This is a genomic window from Geodermatophilus obscurus, assembly GCF_900143215.1.
GTDB lineage: Bacteria > Actinomycetota > Actinomycetes > Mycobacteriales > Geodermatophilaceae > Geodermatophilus > Geodermatophilus obscurus_A.
Map to the genome: position 1 here is coordinate 70,967 of NZ_FRDM01000014.1, position 14,220 is coordinate 85,186.

Here is a 14,220-nt window from a genome sequence, read left to right on the forward strand (position 1 = left end):
AGACATGGCGAGCACATTCCGTGGTCTCCTCGGCGAGAAGCTGGGCATGACCCAGGTCTTCGACGAGAACAACCGCATCGTGCCGGTGACCGTCGTCAAGGCGGGCCCGTGTGTGGTGACCCAGGTGCGCACCCCCGAGGTGGACGGCTACTCCGCCGTCCAGCTCGGTTTCGGTGAGATCGACCCGCGCAAGGTGAACAAGCCCGAGGGCGGGCACTTCACCAAGGCGGGCGTGACGCCGCGGCGGCACCTGGTGGAACTGCGCACCGAGGACGCCGGCGAGTACACGGTCGGCCAGGAGCTGACCGCCGACGTGTTCGACGGCGTGGCCAAGGTCGACGTCATCGGCACCAGCAAGGGCAAGGGCACCGCCGGCGTCATGAAGCGTCACGGCTTCAAGGGCCTCGGCGCGGCGCACGGCACCCAGCGCAAGCACCGGTCGCCCGGTTCCATCGGCGGGGCCTCGACCCCCGGCCGCGTCTTCAAGGGCCTGCGCATGGCCGGCCGCATGGGCGCCGTCAAGACGACGACCCTGTCGCTGGCCGTCCACAAGGTCGACGCCGAGCGCGGGCTGCTGCTGATCAAGGGCGCGATCCCCGGTCCGAAGGGCGGCCTCGTGCTCGTCCGCTCGGCCGTCAAGGGTGGCCCCGTGGGGAGTGAGAACCAGTGAGCACGTCCATCAACGGCGGGGCGGCCGAGATCCGGACCGACCGGCAGGTCGACGTCCGAACCCCGGCGGGGGAGACCTCCGGCAGCGTGACGCTGCCCGGTGAGCTCTTCGACGCGTCGGCCAACGTCTCGCTGATGCACCAGGTCGTGGTGGCCCAGCTGGCGGCCGCGCGCCAGGGCACGCACGCGACGAAGACCCGTGGCCAGGTCAGCGGCGGTGGCACCAAGCCGTACCGGCAGAAGGGCACCGGCCGCGCGCGGCAGGGCTCGATCCGGGCACCGCAGTTCACCGGCGGTGGCACCGTCCACGGCCCGCAGCCGCGGGACTACTCGCAGAAGACGCCGAAGAAGATGAAGGCCGCCGCTCTCCGGGGCGCGCTCTCCGACCGGGCCCGCGAGGACCGCGTGCACGTGGTCAGCACCTTCGTCGACGGCGACGCCCCGAGGACCAGGGCCGCGCTGGCGACCCTCGAGTCCATCACCCGGGCCAAGCGGGTGCTCGTGGTCCTCGACCGCGACGACGTCCTCAACTGGGTGAGCCTGCGCAACGTGCCGCAGGTGCACCTGATCGAGGCCGGTCAGCTCAACACCTACGACGTGCTGGTCGCCGACGAGGTCGTCTTCACCGAGGCCGCGCTGGCCGAGTTCGTCGCCGGGCCAGCCAAGGGTCGCGGGGTCGCCAAGCCCGATCTCACGACGCCGGACGTGCCGGGCGCGATCCCGTCGATCCAGCCGGCCGAGGGCACCACCGACCTCGACCTGGGCGAGATCCCGGCCGAGCCAGCCCCGGCGCAGACCGCTGCGAGGACGGCCGCGCCGACGGCCGCATCGCCCGAGGACGCCGCGCCGGCGACCGCAGCCGAGGCTGCTGCGGCCCCGGCCGAGCAGGCCGAGGCCGCCAACGCGGGGGTCGACGCCACTGCGCCCACCGAGGACGGCACCACCGACGCGACCCCCGAGGAGAAGGCATGAGCGTCCGCGACCCCCGGGACGTCCTGCTGTCCCCGGTCATCTCGGAGAAGAGCTACGGGCTGCTCGACGAGAACCAGTACACGTTCATCGTCCTGCCCGAGGCCAACAAGACGCAGATCAAGATCGCGGTCGAGCAGGTCTTCAACGTGAAGGTCCTCGGCGTGAACACGATCAACCGCCAGGGCAAGCGCAAGCGCAGCCGGGGCAACAAGCTCGGCAAGCGCAAGGACACCAAGCGCGCCATCGTCTCGCTGGCACCCGGCGACCGCATCGAGATCTTCGGTGGTCCCGGCGCCTGAGCGCCCGGACCGATCGGACCAGAGACAGAGGAACTCCAGTCAGATGGCTATCCGCAAGTACAAGCCGACGACGCCGGGCCGCCGCGGCTCCAGCGTCGCCGACTTCGCCGAGGTCACGAGGGACCATCCCGAGAAGTCGCTGGTGCGGCCGCTGCACGGTCGTGGCGGGCGCAACGTCCACGGGAAGGTCACCGCGCGGCACCAGGGCGGCGGGCACAAGCGCGCCTACCGGGTGATCGACTTCCGCCGGGCCGACAAGGACGGCGTGCCGGCCAAGGTCGCGCACATCGAGTACGACCCGAACCGCACCTCGCGCATCGCGCTGCTGCACTTCGCCGACGGCGAGAAGCGCTACATCATCGCGCCGGCGCGGCTGAAGCAGGGTGACACGGTGGAGTGCGGCCCCGCGGCCGACATCAAGCCGGGTAACAACCTGCCGCTGCGCAACATCCCCGTCGGCACGGTGATCCACGCCATCGAGCTGCGGCCGGGTGGAGGCGCGAAGATCGCCCGCTCCGCGGGGACGAGCGTCCAGCTGGTCGCCCGTGAGGGCCGTCTCGCGCAGCTGCGGATGCCGTCGGGCGAGATCCGCAACGTCGACGTCCGCTGCCGCGCGACCGTCGGCGAGGTGGGCAACGCCGAGCAGTCGAACATCAACTGGGGCAAGGCCGGCCGCATGCGGTGGAAGGGCAAGCGCCCGACCGTCCGCGGTGTCGCCATGAACCCGGTGGACCACCCGCACGGTGGTGGTGAGGGCAAGACCTCCGGTGGTCGCCACCCGGTGAACCCGAAGGGCAAGCCGGAGGGCCGCACGCGCAAGCGCAAGGCCAGTGACGCCCTGATCGTGCGCCGCCGGCGCACCAACAAGAAGCGCTGAGCGGGTAGAGGAGTCCGACAGACATGCCACGCAGCCTGAAGAAGGGCCCGTTCGTCGACGACCACCTGCTCAAGAAGGTGGACGCCCAGAACGACAAGGGCACCAAGAACGTCATCCGGACCTGGTCGCGTCGTTCGACGATCATCCCGGACATGCTCGGCCACACCATCGCCGTCCACGACGGCCGCAAGCACGTCCCGGTCTTCGTGACCGAGGCGATGGTCGGGCACAAGCTCGGCGAGTTCGCGCCCACCCGCACCTTCCGTGGGCACGTGAAGGACGACCGCCGGTCCCGGCGCGGCTGACCAGGTAGAGAGAGATACCCATGACATCCCAGCTGGGAGAGGAGACGCAGACCGCCCGGGCCACCGCCCGGTTCGTCCGCGTCACGCCCATGAAGGCACGCCGGGTGGTGGACCTCATCCGCTACCTGCCGACCGACGAGGCCCTGGCCCTGCTGCGCTACGCGCCGCAGTCGGCCAGCGAGCCGGTCCTCAAGGTGGTCGCGAGCGCGGTCGCCAACGCCGAGCACAACCTGCGGCTCGACCCGGCCGCGCTGGTCGTCAGCGCTGCCTACGTCGACGAGGGCCCGACGCTCAAGCGGATCCGGCCGCGCGCCCAGGGCCGCGCCTACCGCATCAACAAGCGGACCTGCCACATCACCGTCGAGGTCGCGGAGGTCTCCTCCAGCACCGAGCTCGCCGGGAAGTCGCGCACGGCCCGCCGCCGCACCGGCCAGTCCGGCCCGGCCGCCCAGCAGACAGGGCAGCAGCAGAGCAACACGAGAGGAGGGACCCGCTAGTGGGTCAGAAGGTCAACCCGCACGGGTTCCGACTGGGCATCACCACGGACTACAAGTCCCGGTGGTACGCCGACAAGCTGTACAAGGACTACGTCAAGGAAGACGTGGCCATCCGCAAGCTCATGTCCAAGGGCATGGAGCGGGCCGGTATCTCCAAGGTGGAGATCGAGCGCACCCGTGACCGGGTCCGCGTCGACATCCACACCGCCCGGCCGGGCATCGTCATCGGCCGCCGCGGCGCCGAGGCCGACCGCATCCGCGGGGAGCTGGAGAAGCTCACCGGCAAGCAGGTGCAGCTGAACATCCTCGAGGTGAAGAACCCCGAGGCCGACGCGCAGCTGGTCGCCCAGGGCGTCGCCGAGCAGCTCTCCAGCCGGGTCAGCTTCCGCCGTGCCATGCGCAAGGCCATGCAGTCGGCCCAGCGCAGCCCGCAGGTCAAGGGCATCCGGGTGCAGTGCTCCGGGCGCCTGGGCGGCACCGAGATGAGCCGGTCGGAGTTCTACCGCGAGGGCCGGGTGCCGCTGCACACCCTCCGGGCGAACATCGACTACGGCATCTACGAGGCCCGGACCACCTTCGGCCGCATCGGCGTGAAGGTCTGGATCTACAAGGGCGACGTCAGCGGCTCGCGTGCCGAGCGGGAGGCCCTCGAGGCCCTCGCCGCGCGTCAGCAGCGCCGCGAGCGGGCCCAGCGCCCGCAGCGCCGTTCCGGTTCGTCGGGCACCACGGCCGGCGGGACCGAGGCCGGCCGCGCCGCCGCGTCCTCGACCGGCCCGGCCGTCGACACCACCGAGAGCGCCACGTCCACCAGCAGCGTGGCCGCGACCTCCGGCGAGGTGGCTCCCGAGCAGACCGTCGCTGAGAACGCCGGCGCCGAGGCCACCGCTGCGGCCGAGAACACGGCCGCGCAGAACACCACCCCGTCGACCGAGCAGGGGGTCTGACACCGTGCTGATCCCACGGCGCGTCAAGCACCGCAAGCAGCACCACCCGAGCCGATCGGGTCGTGCCAAGGGCGGAACCGAGATCAACTTCGGCGAGTACGCCATCCAGGCGCTCGAGCCGGCGTACGTGACCAACCGGCAGATCGAGTCCGCTCGTATCGCCATGACCCGCCACATCCGCCGTGGCGGGAAGGTCTGGATCTCCATCTACCCCGACCGTCCGCTCACCAAGAAGCCGGCCGAGACCCGCATGGGGTCCGGTAAGGGTTCGCCGGAGTGGTGGGTCGCCAACGTGAAGCCCGGCCGGATCATGTTCGAGCTCTCGGGCGTGGCCGAGCCGGTGGCCCGCGAGGCCATGCGCCGCGCGATCCACAAGCTGCCGATGAAGTGCCGCTTCATCACTCGTGAAGGAGAGGTGTGATGGCCGCCGGTCTGACCGCTCCCGAGCTGCGTGAGCTCTCCGCCGAGGAGCTCGCCACGCGGCTGCGCGAGTCCAAGGAAGAACTGTTCAACCTGCGGTTCCAGGTGGCCACCGGCCAGCTGGACAACAACCGGCGGCTGCAGACGGTCCGCCGCGACATCGCCCGGATCTACACGATCATGCGCGAGCGCGAGCTGGGCCTCTCGGTCGCCCCGAACGAGGGTGTGGCATGAGCGAGCCCCAGGAGACGCAGACCGCGTCGGGCCCCGGCCTGGCCGGCCGTGGCTACCGCAAGGTCCGCGAGGGCCTCGTGGTCAGCGACAAGATGGACAAGACCATCGTCGTCGAGGTCGAGGACCGCGTGAAGCACGGTCTCTACGGCAAGGTCATCCGTCGCACCAGCAAGCTGAAGGCCCACGACGAGCAGCAGGTCGCCGGCGTCGGTGACCGGGTGCAGATCATGGAGACCCGGCCCACGTCGGCCACCAAGCGGTGGCGGCTGGTCGAGGTCCTCGAGAGGGCCAAGTAGGACCGATCGGGTCCCCTCGTGGCCCCGTGGGAGGCGCCCTCCGGGGCGGGTCCGGGAGCGAGTACCCTGGACCACTGGTGCGCTCTCGGGGGTGCGCGCCCATCCCGGTACCCGTGCTCGGACGCACCGGCGGCTTTCGCTGCCGGTGCGTCCGCACGTGGGTTCCGGACAGCCGGTTCACCGTTCCGGCCCGGCTGTCACATCTGAGATCAGGGAGTAGGACGTGATCCAGCAGGAGTCGCGACTGCGGGTCGCCGACAACACCGGTGCAAAGGAGATCCTCTGCATCCGGGTGCTCGGCGGGTCGGGGCGACGCTACGCGGGCATCGGCGACGTCATCGTCGCCACCGTGAAGGACGCACTGCCCGGTGCAGGGGTCAAGCGGGGCGACGTCGTCAAGGCCGTCGTCGTCCGCACCGCCAAGGAGCGCCGTCGTCCGGACGGCTCCTACATCCGCTTCGACGAGAACGCCGCGGTCATCATCCGCGACAGCGGCGACCCGCGCGGTACGCGCATCTTCGGCCCGGTCGGCCGTGAGCTCCGCGACAAGCGCTTCATGCGGATCATCTCGCTCGCTCCGGAGGTGCTGTGACCATGGCTGCCAGGAAGGACACGACGGCCCACTCGAAGGCCAAGGCGCCGTCGATGAAGGTGAAGAAGGGCGACACCGTCGTGGTGCTGTCCGGCAAGGACAAGGGCGCCAAGGGCCGGGTGATCGCCGCCTACCCGAAGCTGCAGAAGGTCCTCGTCGAGGGCGTGGGCCGGATCAAGAAGCACACCCGCATCAGCTCGAACCAGCGTGGTGCCCAGTCGGGCGGGATCGTCACGCAGGAGGCTCCCATCCACGTGAGCAACGTGATGGTGATCGACTCCGAGGACAAGCCGACCCGGGTCGGCTACCGCAAGGACGAGGAAGGCCGCAGCATCCGGGTCTCGCGGCGCACCGGTAAGGACCTCTGACGCCATGAGTGCACCCACCCGTGAGCTGCCCCGCATGCTCGCCCACTACCGCGAGTCCATCGCTCCGGCGCTGCAGTCCGAGTTCGGCTACGAGAACGTCATGCAGATCCCGCGGCTGACGAAGATCGTCGTCAACATGGGCGTCGGCGAGGCGACCCGCGACGCCAAGCTGATGGACGGCGCGGTCCGCGACTTGACCGCCATCACCGGCCAGAAGCCGGCCGTCGTGCGGGCCCGCAAGTCCATCGCGCAGTTCAAGCTGCGCGAGGGCATGCCGATCGGCGCGAAGGTCACCCTCCGCGGCGACCGCATGTGGGAGTTCCTGGACCGGCTGCTGTCGCTGGCCCTGCCCCGCATCCGTGACTTCCGCGGGCTCAACGCCAAGCAGTTCGACGGTCACGGCAACTACACGTTCGGCCTGACCGAGCAGTCGATGTTCCGCGAGATCGACGTCGACAAGATCGACCGTCCGCGTGGCATGGACATCACGCTGGTCACCACCGCCACGAACGACGAGGAGGGTCGCGAGCTCCTCCGCCTGCTGGGCTTCCCGTTCGCCGGCCAGCCCGTCGTGACCACCACCCGCTGAGCGGGGGAGGAGACACCCAGATGGCCAAGAAGGCGCTGATCAACAAGGCGGCCCGCAAGCCGAAGTTCGCGGTCCGCGGTTACACCCGGTGCCAGCGGTGCGGTCGCCCGCACTCGGTCTTCCGCAAGTTCGGCCTGTGCCGGATCTGCCTGCGGGAGATGGCGCACGCCGGCGAACTGCCGGGCGTCAGCAAGTCCAGCTGGTGAACTAGAAGGACCTGCTCCTCCCCACCGCTCGCAAGCTTGCGGCGGGCCCCGGGAGCAGGCCGTGCCATCCACTCACTAACGCACCACCGATCGCCGAGAGGCCCGCGCGCCAAGTCCCCGAGACCCGGCGCATGAGGAACCGCGGCGAGAGAGGCAACACCCGACATGACGATGACCGACCCGATCGCGGACATGCTGACGCGGATCCGGAACGCCAACCAGGCGTACCACGACTCTACGACCATGCCGTCGTCCAAGCTGAAGACGCACATCGCCGAGATCCTCCAGCAGGAGGGCTACATCGCCGGCTGGACCGTCAACGAGGTCGAGAAGGACGGCACCACCCGCAAGGAGCTGGTGGTGGACCTCAAGTACGGCCCCAACCGTGAGCGGAGCATCGCCGGCGTCCGGCGCGTCTCCAAGCCCGGTCTGCGGGTGTACGCCAAGTCCACCGCGCTGCCGAAGGTGCTGGGCGGCCTCGGGGTGGCCATCATCTCCACCTCGACCGGGCTGCTGACCGACCGCCAGGCGAACAAGAAGGGCGTGGGTGGGGAAGTCCTCGCCTACGTCTGGTGAGGAGCGAGTGACATGTCGCGGATCGGACGACTGCCGATTCCCGTGCCCGGTGGCGTGGACGTCACCATTGACGGCCAGACGCTGAGCGTCAAGGGCCCCAAGGGCACGCTCAACCACACCGTCGCCTCGCCGATCACCGTCGAGCGCGGCGAGGACGGCACGCTGCAGGTGCAGCGGCCTGACGACGAGCGTGAGAGCCGGGCCCTGCACGGGCTGTCGCGCACGCTCGTCGCCAACATGATCACCGGCGTCACCGAGGGCTACACCAAGACCCTCGAGATCGTCGGCGTCGGGTACCGCGTGCAGGCCCGCGGGTCGGACCTCGAGTTCGCCCTGGGCTACAGCCACCCGGTGCCGGTGAAGGCCCCCGAGGGGATCACCTTCACGGTCGAGTCCCCGACCCGCCTGCGGGTGACCGGGATCGACAAGCAGCTGGTGGGCCAGGTCGCGGCCAACATCCGCGGGCTGCGCCGTCCGGACCCGTACAAGGGCAAGGGCGTGCGCTACCAGGGTGAGGTCGTCAAGCGCAAGGTCGGGAAGACGGGTAAGTGATGGCACAGACCGAGAAGAGCGGTGCTCGGGTGCACAAGCCCGTCGGCACCGACGTCAGCACCGCGCGGCGGGTCTCCCGCCTGCGCCGGCACACCCGCCTGCGCAAGCGCGTGGGCGGTACCCCGGAGCGCCCGCGCCTGGTGGTCAAGCGCAGCTCGCGGCACATCCACGTCCAGGTCGTCGACGACACCGTCGGTCATACCCTGGTCAGCGCCTCGACGCTGGACGCCAGCCTGCGCACCGCCGAGGGCGACAAGTCCACGCTGGCCCGCCGGGTCGGCGCCCTGGTGGCCGAGCGCGCCAAGGCCGCCGGCATCACCGCGGTCGTGTTCGACCGGGGCGGCAACCGGTACCAGGGCCGCATCGCGGCGCTGGCCGACGGCGCCCGCGAGGGAGGGCTGGACTTTTGATGAGCCACACCGCGAACCAGCAGATCGAGAGGGACGTCTGATGCCAGGACCACAGCGACGCGGCGGCGGCGCCGGCGGCGGCAACGACCGCCGCGACCGTCGTGACGGCGGGCGGGGGCCCGGCGGCGCACCTGCCGAGAAGAGCAACTTCATCGAGCGCGTGGTGGCCATCAACCGCGTGTCCAAGGTCGTCAAGGGTGGTCGGCGCTTCAGCTTCACCGCCCTGGTGATCGTGGGCGACGGCGACGGCACCGTGGGCGTCGGCTACGGCAAGGCCAAGGAGGTGCCCGCGGCGATCGCCAAGGGCGTCGAGGAGGCCAAGAAGCACTTCTACAAGGTGCCGCGCATCGCCAGCACCATCCCGCACCCCGTGCAGGGTGAGGCGGCTGCGGGCGTCGTGCTGCTCAAGCCGGCCAGCCCCGGTACCGGTGTCATCGCCGGTGGCCCGGTGCGTGCCGTGCTCGAGTGCGCCGGCATCCACGACGTGCTCTCCAAGAGCCTCGGGTCGTCGAACCCGATCAACATCGTGCACGCCACCATGCAGGCGCTGAAGGACCTCGTCCGTCCCGAGGAGATCGCGGCCCGCCGCGGACTGCCGCTCGAGGACGTCGCTCCCGCGGCCATGCTGCGGGCGCGTGCAGGCCAGGGGGTCTGACATGGCGCAGCTGAAGGTCACCCAGATCCGGTCGGTGATCGGCACGAAGCCCAACCAGCGCCAGACACTGCGCTCGCTGGGCCTCAAGCGGATCAACGACTCGGTCGTCCAGGAGGACCGTCCCGAGATCCGCGGGATGGTCGCGACGGTGCCGCACCTGGTCACCGTCGAAGAGATCAGCTGAGCAGGGACACACGATGACTCTCAAGGTCCACCACCTGCGTCCGGCTCCCGGCGCGCACACCCCGAAGACCCGCGTGGGTCGCGGTGAGGGCTCCAAGGGCAAGACGGCCGGTCGCGGCACCAAGGGCACCGGCGCGCGTGGCAACACCTCCGCGCGCTTCGAGGGCGGGCAGACGCCGCTGCACATGCGGCTGCCCAAGCTCTCGGGCTTCAAGCGGCCGAACAAGGTCGTCTTCCAGGTCGTCAACCTCGACCGGATCGCGGCCCTCTTCCCCCAGGGCGGCTCGGTCGACCCGGACACCCTCGCCCGAGCCGGCGCCGTGCGGCGCGGGCAGCCGGTGAAGGTGCTCGGAACCGGTGACCTGGGCGGTGTCGAGGTGCACGTGCACGCGCACGCGTTCTCCGCGTCGGCCGCTGAGAAGATCAGCGCGGCCGGGGGCAGCACCTCCCGCATCTGACCGCCGACGACCCCCGGGCGCAGCACCACCGCCCCGGGGGTCGTCTGCTGCCCGGCCCGGTGCACGAGCGCCGGCGGGCCCGGGGGACGACGACGCCGCGCCGCGCCCGTGTCGACGGGTGCCCGGACGACCGTCCCTCGCCGTTGCTAACCTCATCCGACCGAGTAGGGGAGGGCACGTGCTGCAGGCGTTCGCTGCGGCGTTCCGGACGCCAGACCTCCGGCGCAAGCTGCTGTTCTCCCTGGCGATCATCGCCGTGTACCGCCTGGGAGCCGCGATACCCGGCCCCGGCGTCTCGGTCGAGGCCATCAACAGCTGTCTCGAGCAGGCGCAGGCCTCCGACCAGCGCGACCTCTACTCGCTGGTGAACCTGTTCTCCGGCGGTGCACTGCTGCGGCTGTCGGTCTTCGCGCTCGGGATCATGCCGTACATCACGGCGAGCATCATCGTGCAGCTGCTGGTCGTGGTGATCCCGCGATTCGAGCAGCTGAAGAAGGAAGGGCAGTCGGGTCAGGCGAAGCTGACCCAGTACACCCGCTACCTGACGATCGCCCTCGCCGTCCTGCAGAGCACCGGCATCATCGCGCTGGCCCGCAGTGGCCAGCTGTTCCCGGGCTGCTCACAGGACATCATCCCGTCGAACTCCATCTGGACGACGATCGTCCTGGTGGTCGCCCTGACCGCCGGCACCGCGGTGATCATGTGGCTGGGCGAGCTGCTCACCGAGAAGGGGATCGGCAACGGCATGTCCGTGCTGATCTTCACCTCGATCGCCGCGCGCATCCCCGCCGAGGGCGGCGCCATCCTGCAGACCCGCGGCGGCATCGTGTTCACGCTGGTGTGCCTGCTGGCGCTGGTTATCATCGGTGCCGTCGTCTACGTCGAGCAGGCCCAGCGCCGCATCCCGGTGCAGTACGCCAAGCGGATGGTCGGCCGCCGCATGTACGGCGGCACGTCGACCTACCTCCCGCTGAAGGTCAACCAGGCCGGCGTCATCCCCGTCATCTTCGCGTCCTCGCTGCTGTACCTGCCGCAACTGCTCACGCAGCTGCAGGGGAACGAGACCGGTCCGGTGCGCCAGTTCTTCGAGAACTACGTCATCGACCAGAGCAGCCCGGTGCACGTCGCGCTCTACTTCGGGCTGATCGTCTTCTTCACGTACTTCTACGTGTCGATCACGTTCAACCCCGAAGAGCGCGCCGAGGACATGAAGCGCTACGGCGGCTTCATCCCGGGCATCCGCCCCGGTCGGCCCACTGCGGAGTACCTGCAGTACGTGCTGTCCCGGATCACCCTGCCCGGGTCGCTCTACCTGGGCATCGTGGCCGTGCTGCCCAACTTCTTCCTGTCGGTCACGCAGGAGGGGCAGAACCAGAACTTCCCGTTCGGGGGGACCGCGGTCCTCATCATGGTCGGAGTGGGGTTGGAGACGGTGAAGCAGATCGAGACGCAGCTCAACCAGCGCAACTACGAAGGGTTCCTGAAGTAGTGCGCGTCGTGCTGCTGGGCCCTCCCGGAGCGGGCAAGGGGACCCAGGCGCAGGTCATCGCCGACCGGCTCGGGGTCCCGGCCATCTCGACCGGTGACATCTTCCGCGCGAACGTGAGCGGCAGGACCGAGCTCGGGTTGCAGGCCAAGACCTACATGGACGCCGGCGACCTCGTTCCCGACGAGATCACCGTGGCCATGGTCAAGGGGCGACTCACCGAGGACGACGCCAAGGGCGGCTTCCTGCTCGACGGCTTCCCGCGCACCATCGCCCAGGCCGAGCAGCTGCGGAACTCGCTGCGCGAGCTCGGTCAGGCGCTGGACTGCGTGCTCGAGCTGGTCGTCGACGAGGACGAGCTGGTGCGCCGGCTCTCCGGGCGCCGCGTGCTCGTCGATGGCGAGTGGGTGCAGCGGGACGACGACAAGCCCGAGACCGTGCGGCACCGGCTGCACGTCTACCGGGAACAGACCGCCCCGCTGTCGGGTTGGTACGACTCCGAGGGACTGCTGACGCAGATCGATGCCATCGGTGCGGTCGAGGAGGTCACCCAGCGGGCGATGAGCGCGCTGGAGGCCTGCGGAGGCGCGCGTCCCCACGGGCCGAGCGCGGGCTGAGGACAGGCGGCGCACATGACGGCCGGTGGCATCCTCGGCCGGATCCCGCTGCTGGCGAAGTGGAGTGGACGGATGATCCAGATCAAGACGCCGCACGAGCTGGAGCTCATGCGCGCAGCGGGGCTCGTCGTGGCCGGGGCCATCGCAGCCGTCCGCGCCGCCGTCCGGCCCGGTGTCACCACCGGTGAGCTGGATGCCATCGCCGAGGACCACATCCGCACCGCCGGGGCCGTGCCGTCCTTCCTGGGCTACCACGGCTTCACCGGCAGCATCTGCGCGTCGATCAACGACGAGATCGTGCACGGCATCCCGAACCGGGGTCGGGTCCTCGCCGAGGGTGACAACATCTCGATCGACTGCGGGGCGATCCTGCAGGGGTGGCACGGCGACTCGGCGGTCACCGTCACCGTCGGCCCGCCGTCGGCGGAGGACGCCGCGCTGCTCGACGTCACCGAGCGGTCGATGTGGGCCGGGCTCGCCAAGGCGCTGGCCGGTGGCCGGCTGACCGACATCAGTCACGCCGTCGAGCAGACGATCACCGCGGAGCAGCACCCGTACGGGATCGTCGACCACTACGGCGGGCACGGCATCGGCACCGAGATGCACCAGGACCCGCACGTCCTGAACTACGGCCGGGCCGGTCGTGGACCCCGGCTGGTGCCGGGGCTCGCGCTGGCGATCGAGCCGATGGTCACCGTGGGCGACCCGGCCACCGTCGAGCTCGAGGACGGCTGGACCGTGGTCACCAAGGACGGGTCCCGTGCGGCCCACTTCGAGCACTCCGTCGCCATCACGCCCGAGGGTCCGTGGGTCCTCACGGCCGAGGACGGCGGTGTCGCGGGGCTGGCTCCGTTCGGGATCACCCCCCGCACCTGAAGAACGGCCACCCTGCCCCCCACGCCCCGCAGGCTCGGCGCGGGCCCCTGCAGGGTGGCCGTTCCAGCACCTCACGAGGGCGGGTTGGAGTGCCTCGTCGCAGCGGGGTACAGTGGCCGATGGCGCTTGCGCCGCCCTGTTGTCGTGCTGTGGCCGTACGACCCGGGGCGCCCTCGCGGGAGCGTCTGCACCACCTGTTCTGTACACCACCGAGCGCGTCCGCCGGGTCCCGGCATGGGCGCGGGAGGACACCAGCACCACCGAGTCAGGGAGGCCGTGTCGGGCATGGCGAAGAAGGACGGGGCCATCGAGGTCGAGGGTCGCGTCGTCGAGCCGCTGCCCAACGCGATGTTCCGGGTCGAGCTGCAGAACGGGCACCGGGTGCTCGCCCACATCAGCGGCAAGATGCGCCAGCACTACATCCGCATCCTGCCCGAGGACCGCGTGGTCGTGGAGCTCTCGCCCTACGACCTGACCCGCGGTCGCATCGTCTACCGGTACAAGTAACCGCCGCTGCGCGCCGCCCGACGGGCCGGCGCGCTCGGCGCACGATCGACAGGAATGAGGGGCGGCACCGGTGAAGGTCCAGCCGTCGGTGAAGAAGATCTGCGACAAGTGCAAGGTGATCCGCCGGCACGGCCGGGTCATGGTCATCTGCGACAACGCCCGCCACAAGCAGCGGCAGGGCTGAGGGAGTACCTGGACATGGCACGACTGGCCGGCGTCGACCTCCCCCGCGACAAGCGGATGGAGATCGCGCTCACCTACATCTACGGCATCGGCAAGACCCACGCCAAGGAGACCCTGGCCGCGACGGGCGTCAGCCCCGACCTGCGCGTCCGGGACCTCGGTGACGAGGACCTGCTGAAGCTGCGCGACTACATCGACGAGCACTTCCGCGTCGAGGGTGACCTGCGCCGCGAGGTGGCCGCCGACATCCGCCGCAAGGTGGAGATCGGCTGCTACCAGGGCCTGCGTCACCGCCGCGGTCTGCCCGTCCACGGGCAGCGCACCCGCACGAACGCGCGCTCGAGCAAGGGCCCGCGCAAGACCATCGCCGGCAAGAAGAAGGCCGGCAAGAAGTAAGCCGTGAGGCGTGTCGTCGCACGACCCGTGAGGGCGGGAACGACGGCGCGCCC

26 protein-coding genes are annotated in these 14,220 nt (G+C 70.2%); all 26 read left to right on the plus strand.

Annotated elements, in window-relative coordinates; all coding sequences use genetic code 11:
* The first annotated feature begins 4 nt into the window (after window positions 1-4).
* The 26 genes from rplC (at window position 5) to rpsM (ending at window position 14,167) form a co-directional block, all read left to right on the plus strand.
* The gene (rplC, locus tag BUB17_RS14360; RefSeq protein ID WP_072919061.1) at window positions 5-670 is read left to right on the plus strand and encodes a 50S ribosomal protein L3; all 666 of its coding nucleotides are present in this window, start codon (window positions 5-7) and stop codon (window positions 668-670) included.
* A complete protein-coding gene (rplD, locus tag BUB17_RS27835) occupies window positions 667-1,641 on the plus strand; it encodes a 50S ribosomal protein L4 (protein ID WP_244277221.1) in 975 nt (324 codons plus the stop codon). The genes rplC and rplD overlap by 4 nt, the downstream gene beginning before the upstream one ends.
* Entirely contained in the window at window positions 1,638-1,940 is a 303-nt protein-coding gene (gene rplW, locus BUB17_RS14370) for a 50S ribosomal protein L23 (RefSeq protein ID WP_072919063.1), read from the plus strand. The genes rplD and rplW overlap by 4 nt, the downstream gene beginning before the upstream one ends.
* Before the next feature lie 43 nt (window positions 1,941-1,983).
* Window positions 1,984-2,817 carry a 50S ribosomal protein L2 gene (gene rplB, locus BUB17_RS14375; RefSeq protein ID WP_072919065.1) on the plus strand — a complete coding sequence of 278 codons (834 nt, stop codon included), beginning with the start codon at window positions 1,984-1,986 and terminating at the stop codon, window positions 2,815-2,817.
* 23 nt (window positions 2,818-2,840) lie between these two features.
* Entirely contained in the window at window positions 2,841-3,122 is a 282-nt protein-coding gene (gene rpsS, locus BUB17_RS14380; RefSeq protein WP_012950478.1) for a 30S ribosomal protein S19, read from the plus strand.
* Between the two features lie 20 nt (window positions 3,123-3,142).
* Window positions 3,143-3,619: a 50S ribosomal protein L22 gene (gene rplV, locus BUB17_RS14385; protein ID WP_072919066.1), complete on the plus strand. Its 477-nt coding sequence runs from the start codon at window positions 3,143-3,145 to the stop codon at window positions 3,617-3,619.
* Window positions 3,619-4,563, plus strand: a complete 945-nt coding sequence (rpsC, locus tag BUB17_RS14390) for a 30S ribosomal protein S3 (RefSeq protein WP_072919068.1) — start codon at window positions 3,619-3,621, stop codon at window positions 4,561-4,563. The genes rplV and rpsC overlap by 1 nt, the downstream gene beginning before the upstream one ends.
* Window positions 4,564-4,567: 4 nt before the next feature.
* Window positions 4,568-4,984 carry a 50S ribosomal protein L16 gene (rplP, locus tag BUB17_RS14395; protein WP_012950475.1) on the plus strand — a complete coding sequence of 139 codons (417 nt, stop codon included), beginning with the start codon at window positions 4,568-4,570 and terminating at the stop codon, window positions 4,982-4,984.
* Window positions 4,984-5,217, plus strand: a complete 234-nt coding sequence (rpmC, locus tag BUB17_RS14400; protein ID WP_072919070.1) for a 50S ribosomal protein L29 — start codon at window positions 4,984-4,986, stop codon at window positions 5,215-5,217. Before rplP ends, rpmC begins: the two co-directional genes overlap by 1 nt.
* Window positions 5,214-5,513: a 30S ribosomal protein S17 gene (gene rpsQ, locus BUB17_RS14405; RefSeq protein ID WP_072919072.1), complete on the plus strand. Its 300-nt coding sequence runs from the start codon at window positions 5,214-5,216 to the stop codon at window positions 5,511-5,513. The genes rpmC and rpsQ overlap by 4 nt, the downstream gene beginning before the upstream one ends.
* Window positions 5,514-5,736: 223 nt before the next feature.
* Window positions 5,737-6,105, plus strand: a complete 369-nt coding sequence (gene rplN / locus BUB17_RS14410) for a 50S ribosomal protein L14 (RefSeq protein ID WP_072919076.1) — start codon at window positions 5,737-5,739, stop codon at window positions 6,103-6,105.
* A gap of 2 nt (window positions 6,106-6,107) precedes the next feature.
* A complete protein-coding gene (gene rplX, locus BUB17_RS14415) occupies window positions 6,108-6,473 on the plus strand; it encodes a 50S ribosomal protein L24 (protein ID WP_432416391.1) in 366 nt (121 codons plus the stop codon).
* 4 nt (window positions 6,474-6,477) lie between these two features.
* The gene (gene rplE / locus BUB17_RS14420; RefSeq protein WP_072919078.1) at window positions 6,478-7,062 is read left to right on the plus strand and encodes a 50S ribosomal protein L5; all 585 of its coding nucleotides are present in this window, start codon (window positions 6,478-6,480) and stop codon (window positions 7,060-7,062) included.
* A 20-nt stretch (window positions 7,063-7,082) separates the two neighbouring features.
* A complete protein-coding gene (locus BUB17_RS14425) occupies window positions 7,083-7,268 on the plus strand; it encodes a type Z 30S ribosomal protein S14 (RefSeq protein WP_012950469.1) in 186 nt (61 codons plus the stop codon).
* 171 nt (window positions 7,269-7,439) lie between these two features.
* Complete coding sequence (gene rpsH / locus BUB17_RS14430) at window positions 7,440-7,844, plus strand: 30S ribosomal protein S8 (RefSeq protein ID WP_425432555.1); 405 nt, start codon at window positions 7,440-7,442, stop codon at window positions 7,842-7,844.
* A 12-nt stretch (window positions 7,845-7,856) separates the two neighbouring features.
* Window positions 7,857-8,396 carry a 50S ribosomal protein L6 gene (gene rplF, locus BUB17_RS14435; RefSeq protein WP_072919080.1) on the plus strand — a complete coding sequence of 180 codons (540 nt, stop codon included), beginning with the start codon at window positions 7,857-7,859 and terminating at the stop codon, window positions 8,394-8,396.
* A complete protein-coding gene (gene rplR, locus BUB17_RS14440) occupies window positions 8,396-8,806 on the plus strand; it encodes a 50S ribosomal protein L18 (RefSeq protein WP_072919169.1) in 411 nt (136 codons plus the stop codon). Before rplF ends, rplR begins: the two co-directional genes overlap by 1 nt.
* A 40-nt stretch (window positions 8,807-8,846) precedes the next feature.
* Window positions 8,847-9,461 (plus strand): 30S ribosomal protein S5, encoded by a 615-nt coding sequence (gene rpsE, locus BUB17_RS14445; protein ID WP_072919083.1) that lies wholly within the window; start codon window positions 8,847-8,849, stop codon window positions 9,459-9,461.
* A gap of 1 nt (window position 9,462) precedes the next feature.
* Window positions 9,463-9,645 (plus strand): 50S ribosomal protein L30, encoded by a 183-nt coding sequence (gene rpmD, locus BUB17_RS14450; protein ID WP_072919085.1) that lies wholly within the window; start codon window positions 9,463-9,465, stop codon window positions 9,643-9,645.
* A 13-nt stretch (window positions 9,646-9,658) separates the two neighbouring features.
* Entirely contained in the window at window positions 9,659-10,102 is a 444-nt protein-coding gene (rplO, locus tag BUB17_RS14455) for a 50S ribosomal protein L15 (protein WP_072919087.1), read from the plus strand.
* 178 nt (window positions 10,103-10,280) lie between these two features.
* Window positions 10,281-11,591 carry a preprotein translocase subunit SecY gene (gene secY, locus BUB17_RS14460; RefSeq protein WP_072919089.1) on the plus strand — a complete coding sequence of 437 codons (1,311 nt, stop codon included), beginning with the start codon at window positions 10,281-10,283 and terminating at the stop codon, window positions 11,589-11,591.
* Window positions 11,591-12,205 (plus strand): adenylate kinase, encoded by a 615-nt coding sequence (locus tag BUB17_RS14465; RefSeq protein ID WP_072919091.1) that lies wholly within the window; start codon window positions 11,591-11,593, stop codon window positions 12,203-12,205. The genes secY and BUB17_RS14465 overlap by 1 nt, the downstream gene beginning before the upstream one ends.
* Before the next feature lie 15 nt (window positions 12,206-12,220).
* A complete protein-coding gene (map, locus tag BUB17_RS14470; protein ID WP_244277222.1) occupies window positions 12,221-13,081 on the plus strand; it encodes a type I methionyl aminopeptidase in 861 nt (286 codons plus the stop codon).
* Between the two features lie 285 nt (window positions 13,082-13,366).
* The gene (infA, locus tag BUB17_RS14475) at window positions 13,367-13,588 is read left to right on the plus strand and encodes a translation initiation factor IF-1 (protein ID WP_012950459.1); all 222 of its coding nucleotides are present in this window, start codon (window positions 13,367-13,369) and stop codon (window positions 13,586-13,588) included.
* A gap of 70 nt (window positions 13,589-13,658) precedes the next feature.
* Window positions 13,659-13,772 (plus strand): 50S ribosomal protein L36, encoded by a 114-nt coding sequence (gene rpmJ, locus BUB17_RS14480; RefSeq protein ID WP_012950458.1) that lies wholly within the window; start codon window positions 13,659-13,661, stop codon window positions 13,770-13,772.
* A gap of 14 nt (window positions 13,773-13,786) precedes the next feature.
* A complete protein-coding gene (gene rpsM, locus BUB17_RS14485) occupies window positions 13,787-14,167 on the plus strand; it encodes a 30S ribosomal protein S13 (protein WP_072919093.1) in 381 nt (126 codons plus the stop codon).
* The last annotated feature ends 53 nt before the right edge of the window (window positions 14,168-14,220 follow it).

Coding starts and splice junctions, on each gene's coding strand:
- rplO (WP_072919087.1), top strand. CDS start 9,659: ATGACTCTCAAGGTCCACCACCTGCGTCCGGCTCCCGGCGCGCACACC.
- rpsS (WP_012950478.1), top strand. CDS start 2,841: ATGCCACGCAGCCTGAAGAAGGGCCCGTTCGTCGACGACCACCTGCTC.
- rpmC (WP_072919070.1), top strand. CDS start 4,984: ATGGCCGCCGGTCTGACCGCTCCCGAGCTGCGTGAGCTCTCCGCCGAG.
- rplB (WP_072919065.1), top strand. CDS start 1,984: ATGGCTATCCGCAAGTACAAGCCGACGACGCCGGGCCGCCGCGGCTCC.
- rplR (WP_072919169.1), top strand. CDS start 8,396: ATGGCACAGACCGAGAAGAGCGGTGCTCGGGTGCACAAGCCCGTCGGC.
- rpmD (WP_072919085.1), top strand. CDS start 9,463: ATGGCGCAGCTGAAGGTCACCCAGATCCGGTCGGTGATCGGCACGAAG.
- rpsM (WP_072919093.1), top strand. CDS start 13,787: ATGGCACGACTGGCCGGCGTCGACCTCCCCCGCGACAAGCGGATGGAG.
- rplW (WP_072919063.1), top strand. CDS start 1,638: ATGAGCGTCCGCGACCCCCGGGACGTCCTGCTGTCCCCGGTCATCTCG.
- infA (WP_012950459.1), top strand. CDS start 13,367: ATGGCGAAGAAGGACGGGGCCATCGAGGTCGAGGGTCGCGTCGTCGAG.
- rplX (WP_432416391.1), top strand. CDS start 6,108: ATGGCTGCCAGGAAGGACACGACGGCCCACTCGAAGGCCAAGGCGCCG.
- map (WP_244277222.1), top strand. CDS start 12,221: ATGACGGCCGGTGGCATCCTCGGCCGGATCCCGCTGCTGGCGAAGTGG.
- rpsQ (WP_072919072.1), top strand. CDS start 5,214: ATGAGCGAGCCCCAGGAGACGCAGACCGCGTCGGGCCCCGGCCTGGCC.
- rplV (WP_072919066.1), top strand. CDS start 3,143: ATGACATCCCAGCTGGGAGAGGAGACGCAGACCGCCCGGGCCACCGCC.
- rplC (WP_072919061.1), top strand. CDS start 5: ATGGCGAGCACATTCCGTGGTCTCCTCGGCGAGAAGCTGGGCATGACC.
- BUB17_RS14425 (WP_012950469.1), top strand. CDS start 7,083: ATGGCCAAGAAGGCGCTGATCAACAAGGCGGCCCGCAAGCCGAAGTTC.
- rplE (WP_072919078.1), top strand. CDS start 6,478: ATGAGTGCACCCACCCGTGAGCTGCCCCGCATGCTCGCCCACTACCGC.
- rpsE (WP_072919083.1), top strand. CDS start 8,847: ATGCCAGGACCACAGCGACGCGGCGGCGGCGCCGGCGGCGGCAACGAC.
- rpsH (WP_425432555.1), top strand. CDS start 7,440: ATGACCGACCCGATCGCGGACATGCTGACGCGGATCCGGAACGCCAAC.
- rplF (WP_072919080.1), top strand. CDS start 7,857: ATGTCGCGGATCGGACGACTGCCGATTCCCGTGCCCGGTGGCGTGGAC.